This window comes from Cytobacillus oceanisediminis 2691 (assembly GCF_000294775.2).
GTDB classification, from domain to species: domain Bacteria; phylum Bacillota; class Bacilli; order Bacillales; family Cytobacillaceae; genus Cytobacillus; species Cytobacillus pseudoceanisediminis.
Genome location: NZ_CP015506.1, coordinates 3154204 through 3172651 on the forward strand (window position 1 = coordinate 3154204; position 18448 = coordinate 3172651).

The 18448-nt window shown below is 40.1% G+C and carries 14 protein-coding genes and 1 pseudogene; 2 read left to right on the forward strand and 13 right to left on the reverse strand.

The window, feature by feature from the left end; genetic code table 11:
* Nucleotides 1-6 precede the first annotated feature (6 nt).
* From A361_RS15900 to pruA, 9 genes are all read right to left on the reverse strand, one after another.
* On the reverse strand, nt 7-1767 hold the full coding sequence (locus tag A361_RS15900) for a hydantoinase B/oxoprolinase family protein (protein WP_157888547.1): 1761 nt from the start codon (nt 1765-1767) through the stop codon (nt 7-9).
* A 2-nt stretch (nt 1768-1769) separates the two neighbouring features.
* Nucleotides 1770-3809 carry a hydantoinase/oxoprolinase family protein gene (locus A361_RS15905; protein ID WP_019382182.1) on the reverse strand — a complete coding sequence of 680 codons (2040 nt, stop codon included), beginning with the start codon at nt 3807-3809 and terminating at the stop codon, nt 1770-1772.
* 116 nt (nt 3810-3925) lie between these two features.
* On the reverse strand, nt 3926-5035 hold the full coding sequence (locus tag A361_RS15910) for a M24 family metallopeptidase (protein WP_019382183.1): 1110 nt from the start codon (nt 5033-5035) through the stop codon (nt 3926-3928).
* A 227-nt stretch (nt 5036-5262) separates the two neighbouring features.
* Complete coding sequence (locus A361_RS15915) at nt 5263-5598, reverse strand: cupin domain-containing protein (RefSeq protein ID WP_019382184.1); 336 nt, start codon at nt 5596-5598, stop codon at nt 5263-5265.
* The gene (locus A361_RS15920) at nt 5599-7353 is read right to left on the reverse strand and encodes a hydantoinase B/oxoprolinase family protein (RefSeq protein ID WP_019382185.1); all 1755 of its coding nucleotides are present in this window, start codon (nt 7351-7353) and stop codon (nt 5599-5601) included.
* Between the two features lie 4 nt (nt 7354-7357).
* Entirely contained in the window at nt 7358-9400 is a 2043-nt protein-coding gene (locus A361_RS15925) for a hydantoinase/oxoprolinase family protein (protein WP_019382186.1), read from the reverse strand.
* 49 nt (nt 9401-9449) lie between these two features.
* Nucleotides 9450-9995 carry a helix-turn-helix domain-containing protein gene (locus A361_RS15930; RefSeq protein ID WP_019382187.1) on the reverse strand — a complete coding sequence of 182 codons (546 nt, stop codon included), beginning with the start codon at nt 9993-9995 and terminating at the stop codon, nt 9450-9452.
* 223 nt (nt 9996-10218) lie between these two features.
* A complete protein-coding gene (locus tag A361_RS15935; RefSeq protein ID WP_019382188.1) occupies nt 10219-11133 on the reverse strand; it encodes a proline dehydrogenase family protein in 915 nt (304 codons plus the stop codon).
* A 63-nt stretch (nt 11134-11196) separates the two neighbouring features.
* On the reverse strand, nt 11197-12765 hold the full coding sequence (pruA, locus tag A361_RS15940; protein ID WP_019382189.1) for an L-glutamate gamma-semialdehyde dehydrogenase: 1569 nt from the start codon (nt 12763-12765) through the stop codon (nt 11197-11199).
* Nucleotides 12766-13552: 787 nt separating this feature from the next.
* On the opposite strand from pruA, the gene A361_RS15945 reads away from it, so the two are divergent.
* Together A361_RS15945 and A361_RS15950 are read left to right on the forward strand one after the other, a co-directional pair.
* Complete coding sequence (locus tag A361_RS15945) at nt 13553-13900, forward strand: PadR family transcriptional regulator (RefSeq protein WP_019382190.1); 348 nt, start codon at nt 13553-13555, stop codon at nt 13898-13900.
* Nucleotides 13887-14888: an HAAS signaling domain-containing protein gene (locus A361_RS15950; RefSeq protein WP_019382191.1), complete on the forward strand. Its 1002-nt coding sequence runs from the start codon at nt 13887-13889 to the stop codon at nt 14886-14888. The genes A361_RS15945 and A361_RS15950 overlap by 14 nt, the downstream gene beginning before the upstream one ends.
* Nucleotides 14889-14928: 40 nt before the next feature.
* Here A361_RS15950 and cyoE read toward each other — a convergent pair whose 3' ends face one another.
* The 4 genes and pseudogenes from cyoE to A361_RS30920 all read right to left on the reverse strand — a co-directional run bounded on the left by cyoE (nt 14929) and on the right by A361_RS30920 (nt 18298).
* The gene (gene cyoE, locus A361_RS15955; RefSeq protein ID WP_019382192.1) at nt 14929-15846 is read right to left on the reverse strand and encodes a heme o synthase; all 918 of its coding nucleotides are present in this window, start codon (nt 15844-15846) and stop codon (nt 14929-14931) included.
* A gap of 231 nt (nt 15847-16077) precedes the next feature.
* Entirely contained in the window at nt 16078-16818 is a 741-nt protein-coding gene (locus A361_RS15960; RefSeq protein ID WP_019382193.1) for a hypothetical protein, read from the reverse strand.
* Nucleotides 16819-17014: 196 nt separating this feature from the next.
* A complete protein-coding gene (locus A361_RS15965) occupies nt 17015-17542 on the reverse strand; it encodes a hypothetical protein (protein WP_019382194.1) in 528 nt (175 codons plus the stop codon).
* A 192-nt stretch (nt 17543-17734) separates the two neighbouring features.
* Nucleotides 17735-18298 (reverse strand): annotated as a pseudogene (locus A361_RS30920) (competence protein ComK).
* Between the last annotated feature and the right edge of the window lie 150 nt (nt 18299-18448).

The window sequence follows — 18448 nt, forward strand, 5'->3', positions numbered from 1 at the left end:
GCCAGTTTAATTCCTGTTTGTTGTCCGATAGTTTACAGTTTCCTGTTCGTTCACTTCCAGCCTATCAGGTTTAATAATCACACCATACTGCTCTAAAGCAGCTTGACGGTCGATATATCCGTCGATCACATCATTAAGAACGCGACTTGTTTCCCGTTCGAACGGGTGTCCAAAGCCACCGCCTCCACCAGTTTTTACGATTATCTTATTTCCATTTTTTATCGGTTTTGCATTAGCTTTCAGGGCTTTTTCTTCCTTTACGCCATCATAGATGGTTACATCTGGCTTTGATGCTTCTCCACCTTCAAATAACCCCCATGCAGGTGTTACTGATCTTTCTAACCACAGGTATAAAAAGGCTTCATCAGTAAGAACCTCATAGCCGCGAATAATACCAAGACCTCCGCGACTACTGCCTGGTCCACCGGAATTTGGACGAAATCCATAAGTAGTCACTTTAAATGGATATTTATCCTCTAGAACTTCGATTGGCAAGTTCTTAAAGTCACCGTTCACATTATTAATCAATCCTGATTGCCCATCATTCTCAGCGAATCCTCCCCAGCCGCCAGCAGTCGCCTCTACGTTTAAGAAGGAAGAATTCCTTCGCGGATCTTTACCGGCAAACGTTATGATCATAGAGTCCCCATAATGAGCACCCGCACTCTTATCTTTAAGGGAAGGTGACAAAGCTTTTACCACAAGATCAATCAAAAGACCTAAAGCAGAATAATAGAATACACAAGCTGCAGGTTGTTCTGCACTGAATATCGACCTTTTTGGAACATTAACTTTTAATGTTCTAAAATTCCCTCCTGTCACAGGGGCATCTGGACTTATCAATTCTTTAAACGCTACACGACAAGCTGATACTGTTTGGGCCAATCCGCAGTTAGTCATCCCTCTAACTTGATCGTTCGAACCTGTAAGGTCGATAGTAATATGTTCACCTTCAACTATAACTTTAACCTTAACCTTTACTGGTTCACTTGATACACCATCATTATCCAAGCACCCTTCCGCTTCATATACACCATCTTTGATTTTAGCAATCATTTCTCGGTCCAAAAGTTCTGACTGCTTAAATATATCGATAATAGAACGGGTTACTGTCTCAAGTCCAAACCTTTTGATAATCTCATGAAATCTTTTTTCCCCAGTACGGCAGGCTGCAATCTGTGCATTAAGATCCCCTAATGCAGCATCACTAAATCGGCTGTTAGTAGTTAGCAGATTAATAACATCTCTTCGAGGCACCCCTGCATCATAGATTTTTGTAGGAGGGATTCTTATGCCTTCCTGATAAATTTCTGTCGCGTTCATGGAGAACCCGGGGTCCTGTCCACCAACATCAAGCCAGTGTGCACGATTAGCTGTAAAACCAACAAGTTCTTCCTCATAAAACACTGGGGAGATTACGGTAATATCGTTAAGGTGCGTACCAGTTAGATAAGAATCGTTCATTATATACACATCACCAGGCTTATAATTATTAATCCCCCCAATATGATTTGTGTTAATCTTTATACAGTCATCTAAATTTCCAAGAAAGATAGGAAGCCCCGCAGACTGGCCAAGTAATTCTGCGTGTCTATTGAAGATTCCGACACTGCAATCCTTCATTTCGTAAATAATAGGAGAGAAAGAGCTTCTAGCCAGACTTGCATTCATTTCCTCCGCAGCTGAAGAAAATGCATTTCTAATGATTTCTGTTGTTATGGGGTTTTCTAAAAATTGATAGATTTGAACACTCGACTTCGTCTCCATCCTCATTTTCCCTCCCTAGTTATTTCAAGGTTTCCTAGTCGGTCTACTTCTACTCGATAACCTTCAGGAATAACTGTTGTTGTACTTGGGTTCTCAATGATAGAAGGTCCATAAAAACAATGACCATGTTTTAAAAGTTCAGATTTAATAACCGGTGTATTTTTAATTACACCATTCCAGGTTACATGTTTCTTAGTTCTAACAGTGATATCTTCAGCTGCCTTTGATATGCTGTGTTTTTGCTCTTTATCCTCTTTTTCCAGCTTGCCATATCCTGTGATACGTATATTTACCGCTTCTACCATTCCGTCAGGATTACTGTGACCGTAAATTTTGCCATGCATCTCATGGAAAAGGTCAATAATATGGATTAAAGATCCGCTCTCATTGGTATCTTGGAGAGGAACATTTACGGTATACTCCTGACCGACATAGCGAAGATCAAGGGTGCGCTGCAGAATCATATTCTCTTCTTTAACCCTTTGTTGAGTTAAAATCGTCTTCGTTTCTAATTCCATTTCTTCATAAAGAACATCCATTTTTCTTCTGTCTTCGCTATTTAATGCGGATACAAAGGTACGCACTGCATCATGGCGGATATCTGTTTGAAGCATACCCCATGCTGAGAAAGTTCCTGCTACGGTTGGAACCAGGATTTTCGTTATCCCAAGAAGTTCGGCTATTAATACAGCATGCATTGGACCGGCTCCCCCAAATGCGACAAGGGCAAAATCTCGTGGATCAATTCCCTTACTAACAGTTAGGGTTCGAATTGCATCTGCCATTTTGGCATTGGCAATATCGCATATGCCCTCTGCTGTTTCAAGAATACCTAAATTTAAGCGGTCAGCAATATCTTTTATGGCTTTATATGCTGCATCCCTGTTTAACTTCATTTTTCCATCAAGAAATCCGTCCTCGTCCAGACGGCCAAGAACTAGGTTTGCATCGGTTACTGTCGCTTGTGTACCGCCATTTCCATAACAAGCAGGCCCTGGGTCTGAACCTGCACTTTTCGGTCCTACTCTTAGTCCGCCACCTTCGATCCAGGCAATGGAACCACCACCTGCCCCAATTGTGTGAATATTGACCATGGGGGTCAAGATTGGGAACCCTTCAAGGCTAGTTTCAGATGTTACATCAGGCTCACCATCGATTATAAGACTTACATCAAAGCTTGTTCCTCCCATGTCAACACAGATTAAATTTTTATAATCCGTTAAATTCCCAAGAGTAATGCTTCCTACTGCACCGCCAACAGGTCCTGACAATAATGTTTGGATCGGCATCCGTTTAGCAACCCCTGAAGTCATAACACCACCATTTGATTGCATGATGTATAGGTCACCTTCCAAACCAGATGACTCTGTTCTATCCTCTAAACTTGAAAGATAGCTTTCAACGATAGGAGCAATGTAACCATTGATCACTGTTGTACTGGTCCTTTCGTATTCACGCCATTCACGTGCAATTTCATGAGAAAGTGAAACAGACATTTGCGGGGCCTTTTTCTTCATAACATTCTTTATTACTTCCTCGTGTTCAGGATTTTTATAAGCATGTAATAGACTTATTGAAACGGAGTTAAATCCTTTTTCAATAATCTTCTCTATTACCTCATCCAATTGTTTTAAGTTGATGGGTGTTTCCACTGAACCGTCAGAAAGAACCCGTTCCTCGATTTCAAATATATTTCGACGTTTTACTAATGGTTCAGGTTTCCGGTATTTGATACTATACATGTCCGGTCGATTTGCTCGTCCGATTTCGTATACATCTCTGAAGCCCTTTGTCACAATTAAAGCTACATTCGAACCTTTACGCTCAAGAAAAGCGTTTAGTCCAGCGGTAGTTCCATGGACAAAATAATCAATGTCCTCTAAATCGTCAACTAGATTTTGCATCCCTTCCAATACCCCGTCAGCTAAGTTCTTTGTCGTTGTGAGGATTTTTTCAGTCCTATAGCTTCCTTCTTGCTTGTCATAAAGAACCAAGTCCGTAAATGTACCACCTATATCAATTCCTATTTGGTATTGTGTCAAAAAAACCGGCCCCTTCTTTTATAAGATTAACTAAGTATCATTGTATCTTTTGTATATTTCATAACATTCAGAATGTTTTTTATATAATCTGTCATTAACAAACTTAGAATGTACTGCTACACTGTTAAAGCTTCTCCGCTTACAGTATTAATAAGGGTACGGGTAACATTGTTAAAACTTTTACTCCCCGATTCGGTCACTAATACTATATCTTCAATCCTCACCCCAAATTGACCACTTAAATAAATGCCTGGTTCAATACTAATGACCATACCCTCTTCAAGGAGTTGGTCGTTGTCGGAAGTCACAAAGGGTTCCTCATGAACCTCAATTCCTAATCCATGTCCTGTTCGATGCGTGAAATTAGGACCATATCCCTCTTTACGTATAATTTCCCGGGCGGTTAGATCAATTTCTTTTAGTGAAACTCCAGGTTTAACAGCCTTCACCGCTTCTTCATGTGCATGCTTTACTAAGTCGAATACTTTTTTCATTTCTTTGGTTGCTTCTCCTCCAGCTAGTACAGTTCTTGTCATATCAGAACAATAGTGATCTTTAATGCCTCCCATATCGATGACTACCAAGTCTCCCTCAGCAATAATGGTGTCATCAGATTGATGATGAGGAATAGCTCCATTTCGGCCTGTACCCACAATCGGATTAAAAGATAATTCATTTACCCCATGTAACGCAAAAAGACGTTTTAATTCATCTGCAACCTCTTTTTCACTAAGTCCCGGCTTAATAAAGTTAATAATTTGTTTCATTACCATATCTGCAATAGCAGCTGATCTTGTCAGTAGTTCCACTTCTTGAGGATCTTTATTTAACCTCGCCTTTCCAATTGTTTTTCTGCTATCGACGAATTCTAGTTGATCTTTAAGCCCCATCAACAAAAGTAAATTTTGGCTTGGCCAATGATTATCAATTGAAATCGTCCCATTTTCAGGGAGAACCTTTGCTAGCACTTCGAGTGAAAAGTCTCCGTCTTTCCAAAATACCATGTCAAATAAATTAGTAGGAGGTATTTCTTCTTTAGACATTTCATGCACAACCATTACTGCTTTTCCGAACTTAGGAATAACGATAGCCTGTAACCTCTCATGGGAGTCAAGCCAGGTTCCGCTAAAATAGAAAAAATTAGGTGGAGAGGTTATAACTGCAGCATCTAACCTTGTTTCCTCCAATAGTTTTTGAACTTTTTCAATTCGTTTTTGATATATCAATTCAATGCCTCCCTATAAATATGTAAATATTTTTATAGCATAATAAGAAAGAAAAAGGCTGACTAAAAGGAAAAGTACTTACCCCTGACCACTTTCACTATAACGCAAACTAATAATAATCGCTGCTTTATATACCGTGTGTGTTTTGGAGAAAGACCCCTTTGAGTCAACCTCTTCTAGTTGTTTTATTGTAAGTTTTTATGTTGAGCAACTACGGAACTATAAATTTATCTATTTACAAGAATCCAAACTATTTCGCAATCTTCCTGACCATCGTTATATGCCCAATGTTCCTCTCCTCGAGGAATAAAAGTAGCCTGACCAGATGAAACTCTATACTCTTTTCCACCGCTCATTGTAAGAATTGAACCTTTTAAAACAAGTCCATATTCATCTTGTTCGTGAGCGCCAAATCCTTCAATTGGAATTCTGGCGCCTGCAGGAATCGAGACAGTACCCATCATAGTGCGTCCACCTTCAATGATTGATTCATCAAAAATAGTTTTCATTGTAATCCCCGGGCGATCTTCTTTTCTAATTTTGTTTACAGTAACCACCTGCATTTATCCCGCCTCCCTTACTTGACGCTCTTTAGAGATTTCTTTTATTTCTAGTGTATCTGGATCTATAATAACTCCGTAATCGCGTTCTGCTTGTTCAACTGTGATGTATTCGTTTTTAACATCAAAGACAACTTTTTCAATAGGTCTATTTAAAGGATCACCATAACCGCCACCTGTGGCAGTTATTAGACGGGCGACATCATTTTTATTTAAAGGGTACTGATTATACTTTCCAAATGGACCATCTGTTTCCCCATTTACTTTTTTGATCTCAAATTTATTAGTAGAACCATCTTCGCCTCCATTTGCACCCCAAACTTTGTATTTATGACGGCCAAAGGAAGCAGTGAAGACTTGGTTATCAGTCAGAGCACGATAAGAGCGTACAACCCCTTGTCCTCCGCGGAATTCACCCGCACCGGCTCCATCGGTATGTAAACTATACACATCGACTAAAACACCATTTCTTGTTTCACATACCTCTACCGGGATGTTAAATGTCTCCCCATCTAAGATACAGAATTGGCCAGATGCTCCATCCAACCCCTCTGCTCCTCCCCAACCTCCAACAGAAGGTTCAACAATCAGGAATCGTTCATCTGTATCCTGATGTTTTCCTGAAAGTATAACCGTACATACTGATAGGAAGTGCCCTGCAGACAAACGATTAGGGACTAGAGGAGCTAACGCCTTCCAAATCAAGTCAGTCCCAAAAAGCATTGACTCCCAATACATAGAAACTGGGGCAGGTCTTACAGCATTGAAAATGGACCCTTCATCCGTAAGGACTCTAAGTGGGCGGAATGAACCGTCGTTAACATCTTGAGAAGGGTTTGTTACAGCTAGATAAATTGTGCGTACTGCTGAGACTAACCCCGTGTAAGAACTGTTAATTGACCCTGTTACTTGAGGATGACTTCCTCTGAAGTCACAAAGGAATTCATCATCAGTGATAGTCAGCTTTACTTGTACTTTGAATGGGCCTTCTTCAATGCCATCATCGTCAATGTAATCTACTGCTTCAAACGTACCCTTTGGTAGTTCTTTTAGTGCTTTGAGAGCTAGTTGTTCGCCATGATCTAATAAATGATTGATAGAGTCAATTACAACATCTTTACCATACTTCTTGCACAATTCCTGTACACGTTTCTCACCCGTTTTCAAAGCCGCTACCTGTGCCCAAAGATCACCTAATGAGAGATCTGGAAAGCGGACATTTGCTGCAATAAGATCGACCACTGACTGATTCACTTTACCTTCGTTAAATACTTTAATAGAAGGAAATTGTAGACCTTCCTGAAATATTTCTGTAGAATCCGTCGCCATTGAACCTGGGTCCTTTCCTCCAACATCAGTCCAATGGGCTTTATTAGCAGAAAATGCGATTAGCTCACCTTCATAGAAAATCGGCATAACTAAACCTACATCACAAAGATGGGAGCCTCCTCCACCGTACGGATTATTAATGAGAATAATGTCCCCAGGCTTTAATTCACCAGACTCTTTAAACTTTTCAATCGTTTGACGCACCATAAAGGAAAGCATCCCGATAAAACCAGTCACTCCATTTCCCTGGGTAAGCAACTGGCCCTTCGAATCCGTTAATCCGCTCGCATAATCTAATACTTCGTAAATTACAGGACTCATTGATGTATGTGCCAAAGCATAAAACATTTCTTCTCCAATAGCTACCAAGGAATCTTTTACAATATCTAATGTAAATGGATCTACTTTTGAAACAACTGTGTTTTCCATGATTTTACACTCCTGTCTCAATGATTAAGTTGCCATATGCATCTACGGTTACTGTTTGACCAGGATAAACCACCGTCGATGCTGATTGCTCTTCCACTATAACTGGTCCTTCCATTACTGCGTCAGGGCTTAAATTATTTCTGTTATACACATTTGTATCGATCCAACCATGTTCTTCAAAAAGAACAGGTCTTACTTCTATCAAAGCACCCTGTAACGTCCCTCCAACATTCTCAAGCTTTGCCAACTCGGGCTTCTTAACCGAACCTAGCGCGATTAGGTGCAAATTCACAATCTCTGTTGGTGATTCCTCTAGTTTGAATGTATATAATTGTTCGTGTGCCTCATGGAATTTCTGGATCACCTGTTTCATGTTTTCATTGCTTATTTGTCCATTCGGAACAGGAACCTTTACTGTGTGCTCCTGGCCGACGTAGCGCAAGTCCACAAAACGTGAGAAAAGTACACTCTCTTCTTTCACGCCCTCTTTTTTATACTGATCAATTGCACTAGCTTCCTGATTACCTAATGTTTTGTTAAGTTCATCAAAATCAATGCCCTCAACACGGCGGATAAATGTTTGTATATAGTCATGACGCAAGTCAGTCATCAACATTCCCCAAGCTGAAAAAACCGAAGTGGCTACTGGCACAATAACCTTTCGAACCCCAAGCTCCTTAGCAAGCGCAGGAGCATGCATGGAGCCACCTCCTCCAAAGGCAACTAAAGCGAAATCACGCGGATCATAGCCTTTTCTTACAGAAATAAGCTTAAGTGCATTGAGCATATTGGAATTCGCTATACGGATAATTCCTAGTGCAGCTTCATCAACAGAAGTATCAAAATGCTTTGCAATTTTTTCACCGATAGCTTTTTTCACCTGTTCCATATCTACTTCACTGTCAAAATTTTTAGGGGAAAGCCTTCCAACTACAAGGTTTGCATCTGTTGTAGTAGGTTCTGTTCCACCTTTTCCGTAAGCAATAGGCCCAGGCAATGCACCTGCAGATTGAGGGCCGACCCGCAAGGATCCTCCTTCATCAATCCATGCAATAGATCCCCCTCCATTCCCAATTTCCACAATGTCCACCACAGGAACCTTAATCGGATATCCTGCTGTTCGGTCGGTACGTTCAATGTTGTATTCGGTTGTTACTTTTACTTCACCGTTATCAATTAATGAACATTTTGCTGTTGTTCCTCCGATGTCAAAAGCAATAATGTTCTTTTCACCAAGAATATTACCTAGAATGGCTGAACCATAGATCCCTGCAACCGGACCTGACTCTACCATATTGATAGGTGTTTGCTTGGATTGTTCAAATGTAGTTGTACCTCCATTTGATTGCATAATATATTTATTTGACTTATTCCCAACTTCTTTTAATTTATTTTCAAGGCGATCTACATAAGATGAAGCGATAGGTTTAACATAAGAATTTAAAACAGTTGTGCTTGTCCTCTCGTATTCCCGCCACTCTCTTGTGACTTCATGTGAAGCTGTAACAGCCACTTCTGGCCATAATTCCTTAATATACTCGACAGTTTCTATTTCATGAACTGGGTTACTATAAGAATGAAGAAACGAAATTGCAATCGCTTCCACTTTTTCCTTTTTAAAGTACTCAATAATTTCTTTTAGTCTTTCTTTATGTAATGCTTGGACTACCTCACCTTTATAGTTCATACGCTCTTCCACTTCTTGACGTAAATAACGCGGAACAAAAGGCAGCGGTTTTTCATAATGAATATTAAAAAGATCCGGACGATTTCCACGTGCGATCTCTAACACATCACGAAATCCCTTTGTTGTGATTAGACCTGTCTTTACGCCCTTTCGCTCAGTTAGTGCATTAATGATGACTGTGGTGCCATGAATAAACGTTTCTAATTGATCAGTATTGATCCCGCTTACGTTGATTACATCCAGCACCCCTTTTTCAAAATTCGGAGGGGTTGTATGACTTTTGGCCACTCCAATTTTTCCTTGTTGATCGACAAAAACTAAATCAGTAAATGTTCCTCCAATATCTGTTGCAACTCTCATGATTTAACCACCCATCTTTAAAGTTTTTCAACATAATTTGATTAAGCCTTTAAAATAATACCGGTGTTACAAAACAAAGAACTTTAGCATCTTGATCAAGCGGATTAGTCATTTTATGTGCTGTAGTGGAAGGAAAGTGAATGGAGTCTCCTTCTTTTATGATGTACTCCTTACCATCCACCTCAACGAGCATAACTCCTTTAAGTACGTAATAAAATTCTTCTCCTGGATGATTTATCTTCTTTTCATTCGGTTGACCTGGAGGATAAACTATCAACATTGGTTCGACTGTTCTTCCCATAAATTCTCCACCGAGTCTCGTGTAAATTGCTCCAGACCCCTCAATCCGAAAAGGTTTTTGTTCGTCAGCTTTCACATGATAATTTTTGTTTTCATAATCTTCAAAAAAACTGGATATAGGAACATCAACCGCATCTGCTATTTTTTTTAATGATGTGATGGCAATTGATGAGGAAGCCCGTTCTACTTGTGATAAAAAACTGACCGATAAACCTGTTCTTTTACTCATCTCCTTCAATGTTAGCTTTTTTTCCATTCGTAACTGCCTGATTCTTTGAGAAATTTCCTCTTCCACGCGAATACCTCCAACTTGCTTGTAGTAATTACTAGGATGTACAGGTTTTTAAACACTTAAAAATATTTAAGTATTACTGTATTTATTTTTATATTACCAGATTATTTTTCAAATTAACAGTCTTTTTAAAATATATAGATAGTTTCTAATAGTAATCCTCTTACTTTAGGTTTTTATAAAAGGATTAATAGAATTTATACTATATATTACTTTGGTATTTATATTACTTTGAGAAAAATCCTTTAAGGGCAAATGTTACGTTTTGTGGTCTTTCTGCCAGCCGGCGCATAAAGTATCCAAACCAATCATCACCAAAAGGAACATAAACGCGCATTTTGTAACCTTCTTGTACCAAACTAAGCTGCATTTCCTTTCTAAAACCATATAACATCTGAAATTCGAATTGATTTGAAGGAATATTATGCTGTTTCGCAAATTCCTTTACTTTTGCGATTATATTGTGATCATGAGAAGCGATAGCCGTATAACTTCCACTAAGCAGATGCTCTTTAATTATATTCATATAATTTTCGTCTATCTTTTCTTTCTCTTGATAAGCTACTTCAGAAGATTCTTTATAAGCACCCTTTACTAAACGAAGAGGTATTCCTCTTAAGTCTTTTACATCTTGTTCAGCTCGAAATAAATAGGATTGGATTACTGTGCCTACATTATCATACGTTTTACGCAGCTCCCTCAATATATCCAACGTCATTTGGCAATGTGCATAATCTTCCATATCAATCCTGACAAAGTTGTTTGTTTCTTTTGCAACATCAAGGATTCTACGCATGTTAGTAAGACAAAAGTCTAAATCTATATCTAAACCAAGCTGTGTCATTTTTACCGATAAATTACTATTGACCCCTGATGCCGCAATTGCTTTTAACGTTTTAATATTATATGCCGTTGCTTCCGAAGCCTCTTCCTTGCTAGAGATAAATTCTCCAAGATGATCCAATGTACAAACTATTCCTTTTTGATTCAACTCACGAACCTTTTTAATGGCGCTCTCAATAGTAACCCCCGCTACAACCTGAGAAGCTCCCAATTTCAAACCCCATTTCTTGGCTCCCTTATTAAACAATTTGTTTTGTGAAGCATATAGAAAAACATTTTTTGAAACTTCAGCAAGCATGAATACTCCCCCTATAAATTGTATCTATTTAAGGATAGCGTTTTGAAAGCTGCCCACTTTATGTTAAATAATCTCCCCTGTTGTTTTCGCTTGTAAATGTAAAATGAGGTAATCAGGACCTCCAGCTTTAGAATCCGTTCCAGACATATTGAAGCCTCCAAATGGCTGGTATCCAACTATTGCTCCGGTACATCCACGATTGAAATAAAGATTCCCCACATGGAATTCCTTTTTTGCACGTTCAATATGACTACTATTATTAGTGATTAACGCTCCTGTTAATCCATAGTCAGTATTATTGGCGATTTCCATCATATGATCAAAATCACGACCTTTGCAAATGGCAAGTACAGGACCAAAGATTTCTTCTTGCATAATACGTGCTTTTTCGTCCACATCAGCAAAAATAGTTGGCTGAATGAAGTATCCTTTAGAGTCGTCTCCAACTCCGCCGGTCACTAACCTCCCTTCTTCCTTACCTATGCTAATATAATTTGTAATTTTGTTGTAGGATGTCTGATCTATTACAGGACCCATATAGGTATCCATGTCCTCAGGGCTTCCAACCTTAAGTGTATTTGTTAATGCTGCAACTATTTTTAGCACTTCATCATAAACATCCTTATGTACAACTGCACGAGAACCTGCGGAACATTTTTGTCCGGAAAATCCGAATGCAGAATAAACTATTGAAGATGCCGCTAGATCTAAGTCAGCGTCTTTATCTACAACGACTGTATCTTTCCCTCCCATCTCAGCAATAACACGCTTCAGCCAAATTTGACCCATTTGTACTTTAGCTGCTCGCTCATAAATTCGGCAACCAATTTCGCGGGATCCAGTGAATGATACAAAACGAGTTTTAGGGTGATCGACAAGATAATCACCTACTTCTGATCCACTTCCTGGAATGTAGTTAAGTACACCTTTAGGAAGACCCGCTTCCAGCATAACTTCAACAAATTTTGCTGCCACTACCGGTGTATTATTAGAAGGTTTAAGCAGAATGGTATTGCCAGCTACAATAGCGGCAGCTGCTGTCCCCGCCATGATCGCTAATGGAAAATTAAACGGAGAAATTATAATGCCAACTCCAAGCGGAATGTAATTATACTTGTTAATCTCTCCTTCCCGACTTTTAACCTTCGCTCCTTCTTTTAGCTGAACCATTTGCCGTGCATAGTACTCAAGGAAATCAATAGCTTCCGCGGTATCCGCATCAGCTTCTTTCCACGGTTTCCCCGCTTCTTTAACAAGATATCCTGAGAATTCATGTTTGCGTTCACGAATAATAGCGGCAGCGCGAAACAGGACATCTGCTCTTAACTCTGGATCCTGATTTTTCCATGTTCCAAATGAGGTAAGTGCTGCTTGCATCGCTTTTTCGGCTAATTCTTTATTAGCTTTTGAAACACTTCCGATAACTTCATTCTTATTAGCTGGATTAATAGAGTCAATTTTCTCATGAGTTGTAATGTATTCGCCTCCGATTACAAGAGGATAATCTTTACCTAATTGTGAATTAACGGAAGCTAAAGCTTCTTCGAATGCTAATTTGTTCTCACTTCTTGAAAAGTCTGTGAAAGGTTCATGAGTGTATTCCGGAATTTTAACCTTCTCATTTGTGTTCATGCCAATCTCTCCTTTAGTTTGTAATTCTTTTTATTAGAAGTTAATTTCATTGTTCAATTTAAATTTCTATTAGAAAAATCTTCGAAAAAACAGATTATAGGAATATTAAACGCATCTGGTATTTTTAATTAAGTAATAGCGATCGTAGTGGAACCTCGTTCAACTTGTGATAAAAAACTTTTCGATAAGTTTGTTTTTTCACTCAACTCCTTCACCTAAAGCTTTCTTTCTTGTCGGTATTGTCTAATCTTTTTAGAAATTCCCTCTTGCATTTTATTCCTGCCAAATAAATTATTTTCATATATATGAATATTTTTAAGTATTACTGTATTAATTACAATATTACCATATACTTTTTTAAATTAACTATATATTTTTAATTTAAAAATATATTTGACTTTTCCTGCGATTTTTATAAAAAAGAAAAATCGTTGCCCCCAAAAATGAAAAAAGACCTCAATCCAGCCATTTCTTTGTACGACTGAATTGGGTCCTCACATGAAGTCTGGTATATTAACACCCAACGTATCATAGGACTTTATTATTTTGAATTGCCTGAGCTAGCCGAATACCAATGACCTATATTTGAGTCACAATATATGAATCTATGGAGCTCAATATAGATGTGACGCTTTCTCCGATGGCAGCAGTTCACACCACCAGCATTTTCCTAAACCTGTCAAAAAAACTCAAGATAAGCAGTTGATTATTGTCACGTCCATACTGTATGATACATAGTATCAACCATATAGTGTATGACATATAGTATATCAAGCGAGGTGATTGAATGAGCACGCTGCTGAATTCGTTAACAACAGAACTGCGCAGAGGGACATTGACGCTGGCAGTGCTGAGCCAGCTTCGGACACCGCAATACGGATATTCACTGGTTCAGTTATTGGAGGATTCCGGCATTAATATTGATCAGAGCACGTTATATCCATTGCTGCGGCGTCTGGAAAAACAGGAGCTTGTCACGAGCAGCTGGGATCATACGGAGAGCCGGCCGCGCAAGTATTATGTTTTAAGCGAACTGGGTCTGGAGACATTTCTGCAACTGAGAGAAGAATGGATTAAGAATTCCAAACAGCTTTTCGGGCTGTTAAAGGGGGATGAGGAAGATGAATTTAATTGAAGTATATATACAGGAAGTGACCCGGAGACTGCCTGAAAAGAGCCGTGCGGATATCGCACTCGAGCTGCAGTCAACAATCGGGGATATGCTTCCGGATGATTACAATGAGGAAGATGTTAAAGATGTCCTCAGCAAATTGGGCAGTCCCGCAGCCCTGGCGGCAGGATACCGGGATCAGCCGATGCATTTAATCGGGCCGCGCTATTTCGATGTATATGTATCACTGTTAAAAATGATCCTGCCGATAGCCGCAGCGATTTCATTGATTTCGATTGCTGCCGAGTTTATATTTAATTTTAACCGTGACGAAACGATCATCAATGCCATACTCGAATTAATGGGCTACGGAATTTGGAGACTCATTGAAGTGGCCGTCCAGGTGTTTTTCTGGCTGACGATTGTATTCGCCGTTATTGAGAGGATGGATAAAGGAAAAGAGCAGCATCCTTTATCACCAAGCTTAAAACCATGGACTCCGGAGGATTTGAAAAGCATTACGTATATTCCGAAGAAAAGAGCCATTTCCAAGTTTGAGGTGTTCGGAAGCTTAATGTGGACTGCCATTTGGGCAACCCTTTACTTTTATGCCGACCGGCTTATGGGTGTCTATATGGGCGGAGGTGAAGGACTGGAGTTCAAGATTCCCGCGGTCAACCAGGATGTGCTGCTCGGATACTGGCCGATCGTCGTGGTAATCATTGCGCTCGAAGCGGGACTCGCTCTCTACAAACTCATCATTGGCCAATGGACGAAAAGAATGGCCATCTTCAATACCATCCTTGAGCTGTTTGCCACCATCGTGTTCATCTTCATCCTGCTGAACCCGAATTTGCTCCAGCAGGAATTTGTAATTTACATGACTGATTTATTTTCAATATCAGCTGCCCAATTGAAGAGCTGGCTGCTCAGCAGCATCATCATTATTTTCATCATTTATGCAGGAATCAGTATTTATGATGGAATCCGCAAATCGAGAATCACCTCTTAAACAAAAACAGACACACTGATGGTTCCAGTGTGTCTGTTTTTTACAAATTAAAAATAATCCCCATAATCGAGTAAATAATCACCGTCGAAAAAAGAACTGTCATATGGACAAGCGAAAAGATAAACAGGGATTTCGCCCACTTTTCCGGGTCCATCCGCTTGTAGCCGTAGATACTGAGTGCCAGCCAGGCAATCCCGAGGAGCAGGGCTACGAGCATAAGGCCGATGCTTAAGGACCCTAACAGAAAGCTGATCCCAATCAAAACAACTAAATAAACATTCGTCTGGATATACGTCCTTCTAACACCTTTAACAACAGGCAGCATCGGCACATTCGCCGCTTTATATTCATCATGCTTCCGGATCGCAATCGCATAAAAGTGCGGCATTTGCCAAATGATGGTGATGATGAACAGCCCAAGGATCGCAGGATGCGTGATATTTGGGTGGATGGCAGCCCAGCCGATAAGCGGCGGCATCGCACCTGAAATGCTGCCGATCTCCGTGTTATAAATGGTTCTTCGTTTGCTCCACATCGTGTAAGGGACCACATAAAAAAACAGCCCCAAAAATCCAAGCAGCCCCGCTAATGGAGTCGTAAAGGCAAGAGCGAGGATTCCAAACACAGACATGAAGGCAGCAAGCCACAACACCTGCTTTGGCTTGATTTCCCCTGTGACAGTTGGTCTGCTTTGGGTCCGCTTCATGATCGAATCGATATCACGGTCATATAAATTATTAAAAGCCCCGGCTGCCCCCATTACAAGGCTTGAGCCAATAAAGGCCAGCAGAATCTCGGGCAGCTTCTCCAGAAGGCCGAAGTCATACGTATATAAGGCCAGTGTTAATCCTGCAAACATCGGGATCAGGTTGGATTTAATAATCCCTGTTTTGACTGTCAGTGCGAGGATCTTTGATAAAGGCCGTCCCTGCATCTTCAGGGTTTCTTCCTCTTTCATGATCGTTTCTTCCCCTTTTAATTATTCTCTCTTTCTCTATACGCCAATACTAATTATACACCTATTATAACAGGAGTTGATGCACAATGATTTCTGAAAAATCCCCATGCTGGTAAACTCCCCGGAAAAAGAAAAGAGAACCTTGCCTGCCGCTTAGTCCTCCTTGTTGATTCTAACATTATTTGCATGGTAATGGGGCTTTTAATCGTGACATCTTTGTATCCATTTCAATCAGAAAATGATTCCCCCAGGGCCTGACCCAATTTCTTCACGTTTTACCTTCTGGATATAGGATTCCTTTTCAAAGGTATGGATGTACCGGTTTAATTTGTAATAGCCGATATCATTAACCGTATAAAAAATGATTACCGGTTTTCCATTTTTATAGAAAAAATGAGGATGTAGGATATCTGGAATTTCCTTCAATTCATCCCACGGGTGAATAAAATTTAAGTAGTCTTCTATTCGCGGATTCCGCTCGTCTATATCTGAACGCATCTCTTCTCTGTAATCATCCGTATAAGGCAAAATCCGATCCTGTCCCCATGAACAGCCATGCCATATCGCCCCAAATTCATAAAGCTCATGCAAAGCAATAGCTGCCTGCAGATAAGATAAAGGTGACCTATCCCCATCAATCGCACCCATAAAGTCATCCAATGCGAACTGAGGCTTAGGAGGACTGAGAAAAAAGTCATCCATTTGGTCGCAAAGGTCAGGATCAGGAAGCTCCATTGCAGCTGGAATCGCCCAGACCATTCCATTGCCGTTTCCTCCGCTGAAGTATTGATATCCTCTTAGCTTGAATTCTTTCTTGATCTTTAATTGAGAGAAGCCATGGATAATATCTTCAGGATTATCGGCTGAGATGCTCCAGCCGGCTGGAGGTTCCATTCGGTCTGAATCATCAGCAGGATTCACGATGATATTTGGCTTAACGGCTGAGGCGGTGAATATGGTCAGGTTTTTCATGTATGATTATCTCCCTTTGAATTATGTCATCATCTTTCTTCATTAATTGTACGACGCAGCCCTGTTAAATTTTCAGATAGGCAGATCAGGAAAATGAAAACACCTGTCCTCTAAGTCCAAAGCGTACTTGAGGTCAGGTGCCTGATTTGGAACAAATGGTGAAGATGAAGATTGTACGAAGTGTTCTTCTGGAGGATTACTGATTGTTCAGCTTATAGATCTGCCGGGAGTGCTCTGAAATCTTCTGATCATAATAAGCAAGATCATGTCTTGAAATAGCTGATTCTTTAAGATCGGCAATCTGTTCAATAGCCTGATCTGCTTTCGCATCAATAGCAGACAATTTTTCATTCATTTCATTCATTTTAACATTTGTAGCAGCGACACTATGAATCAATTGTTGGATATGGTCCTCATGCCGTTTTAAGTCCGCTGTCAGCCTTTTATCCATCGAACTGACCTTTTGGTCCAGAACGTTCAGCCTTTTATCCATCGAGCTGACTTTTTGATCCAGAGCGTCCAGCCTTTTATCCATCGAGCTGACCTTTTGGTCCAGAACGTTCAGCCTTTTATCCATCGAGCTGACATTTTGATCCAGAGCGTCCAGCCTTTTATCCATCGAGCTGACTTTTTGATCCAGAGCGTCCAGTCTTTTGTCCATGGAATCAACCTTATGATCTAATGATTCAAGCTTGTTCAGGATTAAATTAAGTACTTTTTCCACCTTTCTCACCTCCTTCTCGTATCATTATATCAGGAACTATGTCGAATTAGACAAGAATTTTGGGATCTTAGCTAGTCCGGATAGCAGTCAAAATGTGCGGCTGCCTTAGCAATACACCTCTTTAGAAAGTGCCTATCCCCATACTGTTATGCTGGACAGGCACTCTTAAGCCGGCAAAGAAGCTATCTGCTGCTACTCTTTCTTCCTTTCAATGATATAATTCCGCTTCCCTTTTTGAACCGAGTAAGTATCAGTGGTTCTTTCCATAACAAAGCTGAAGGTATTTTCCTTGCGCTTGGATATTCTGGATGCCAGCTTCTCTGTCCGGTCATATCTCATAGAAACCTCTTTTTCAGCAGCATTCAGTTTAAAACAATGACCGCCACTTACATAAACGTTTGAGGTATTATGGCCCTCAGGCATAATGGCATCTACATGATGAAGCGCAAACCACACACATTCATCGTGGCCAGGGGAAGTATGAGGAAACCAATACATGTCCATGCCGCCTGGAATTCATACTGGTGCAGCTCTGCAGGGTCCAAGTATGGTTTTTGAACCGCTCGATGCACCATTCAGATCGAAACCATAATAATTTATGCTTTCGTCTATGATCTCAATCGGTTTCCTCTTTACCATAAACGTATAATTCCCTTCCAAAACCAAACTGCAGCATTCTCCTGCTTCGTTAAAATGGGCTCTTATTGATTTCGTTTCCGGAATGATAATGTACTTCTTTATTAGTAATGCATTCATTGTAATTAATACCCTCCCTTAAACTTCACTATTTAAAAAATGTAAATTAAGGAGTATACTAACTTATGAGCTGGTATACTCCATCTCACAGAGACTCTCAGGCTATCGTCGTCCAAGACCCGCCTGAGGGTTTTTTTATGCTGTTACATG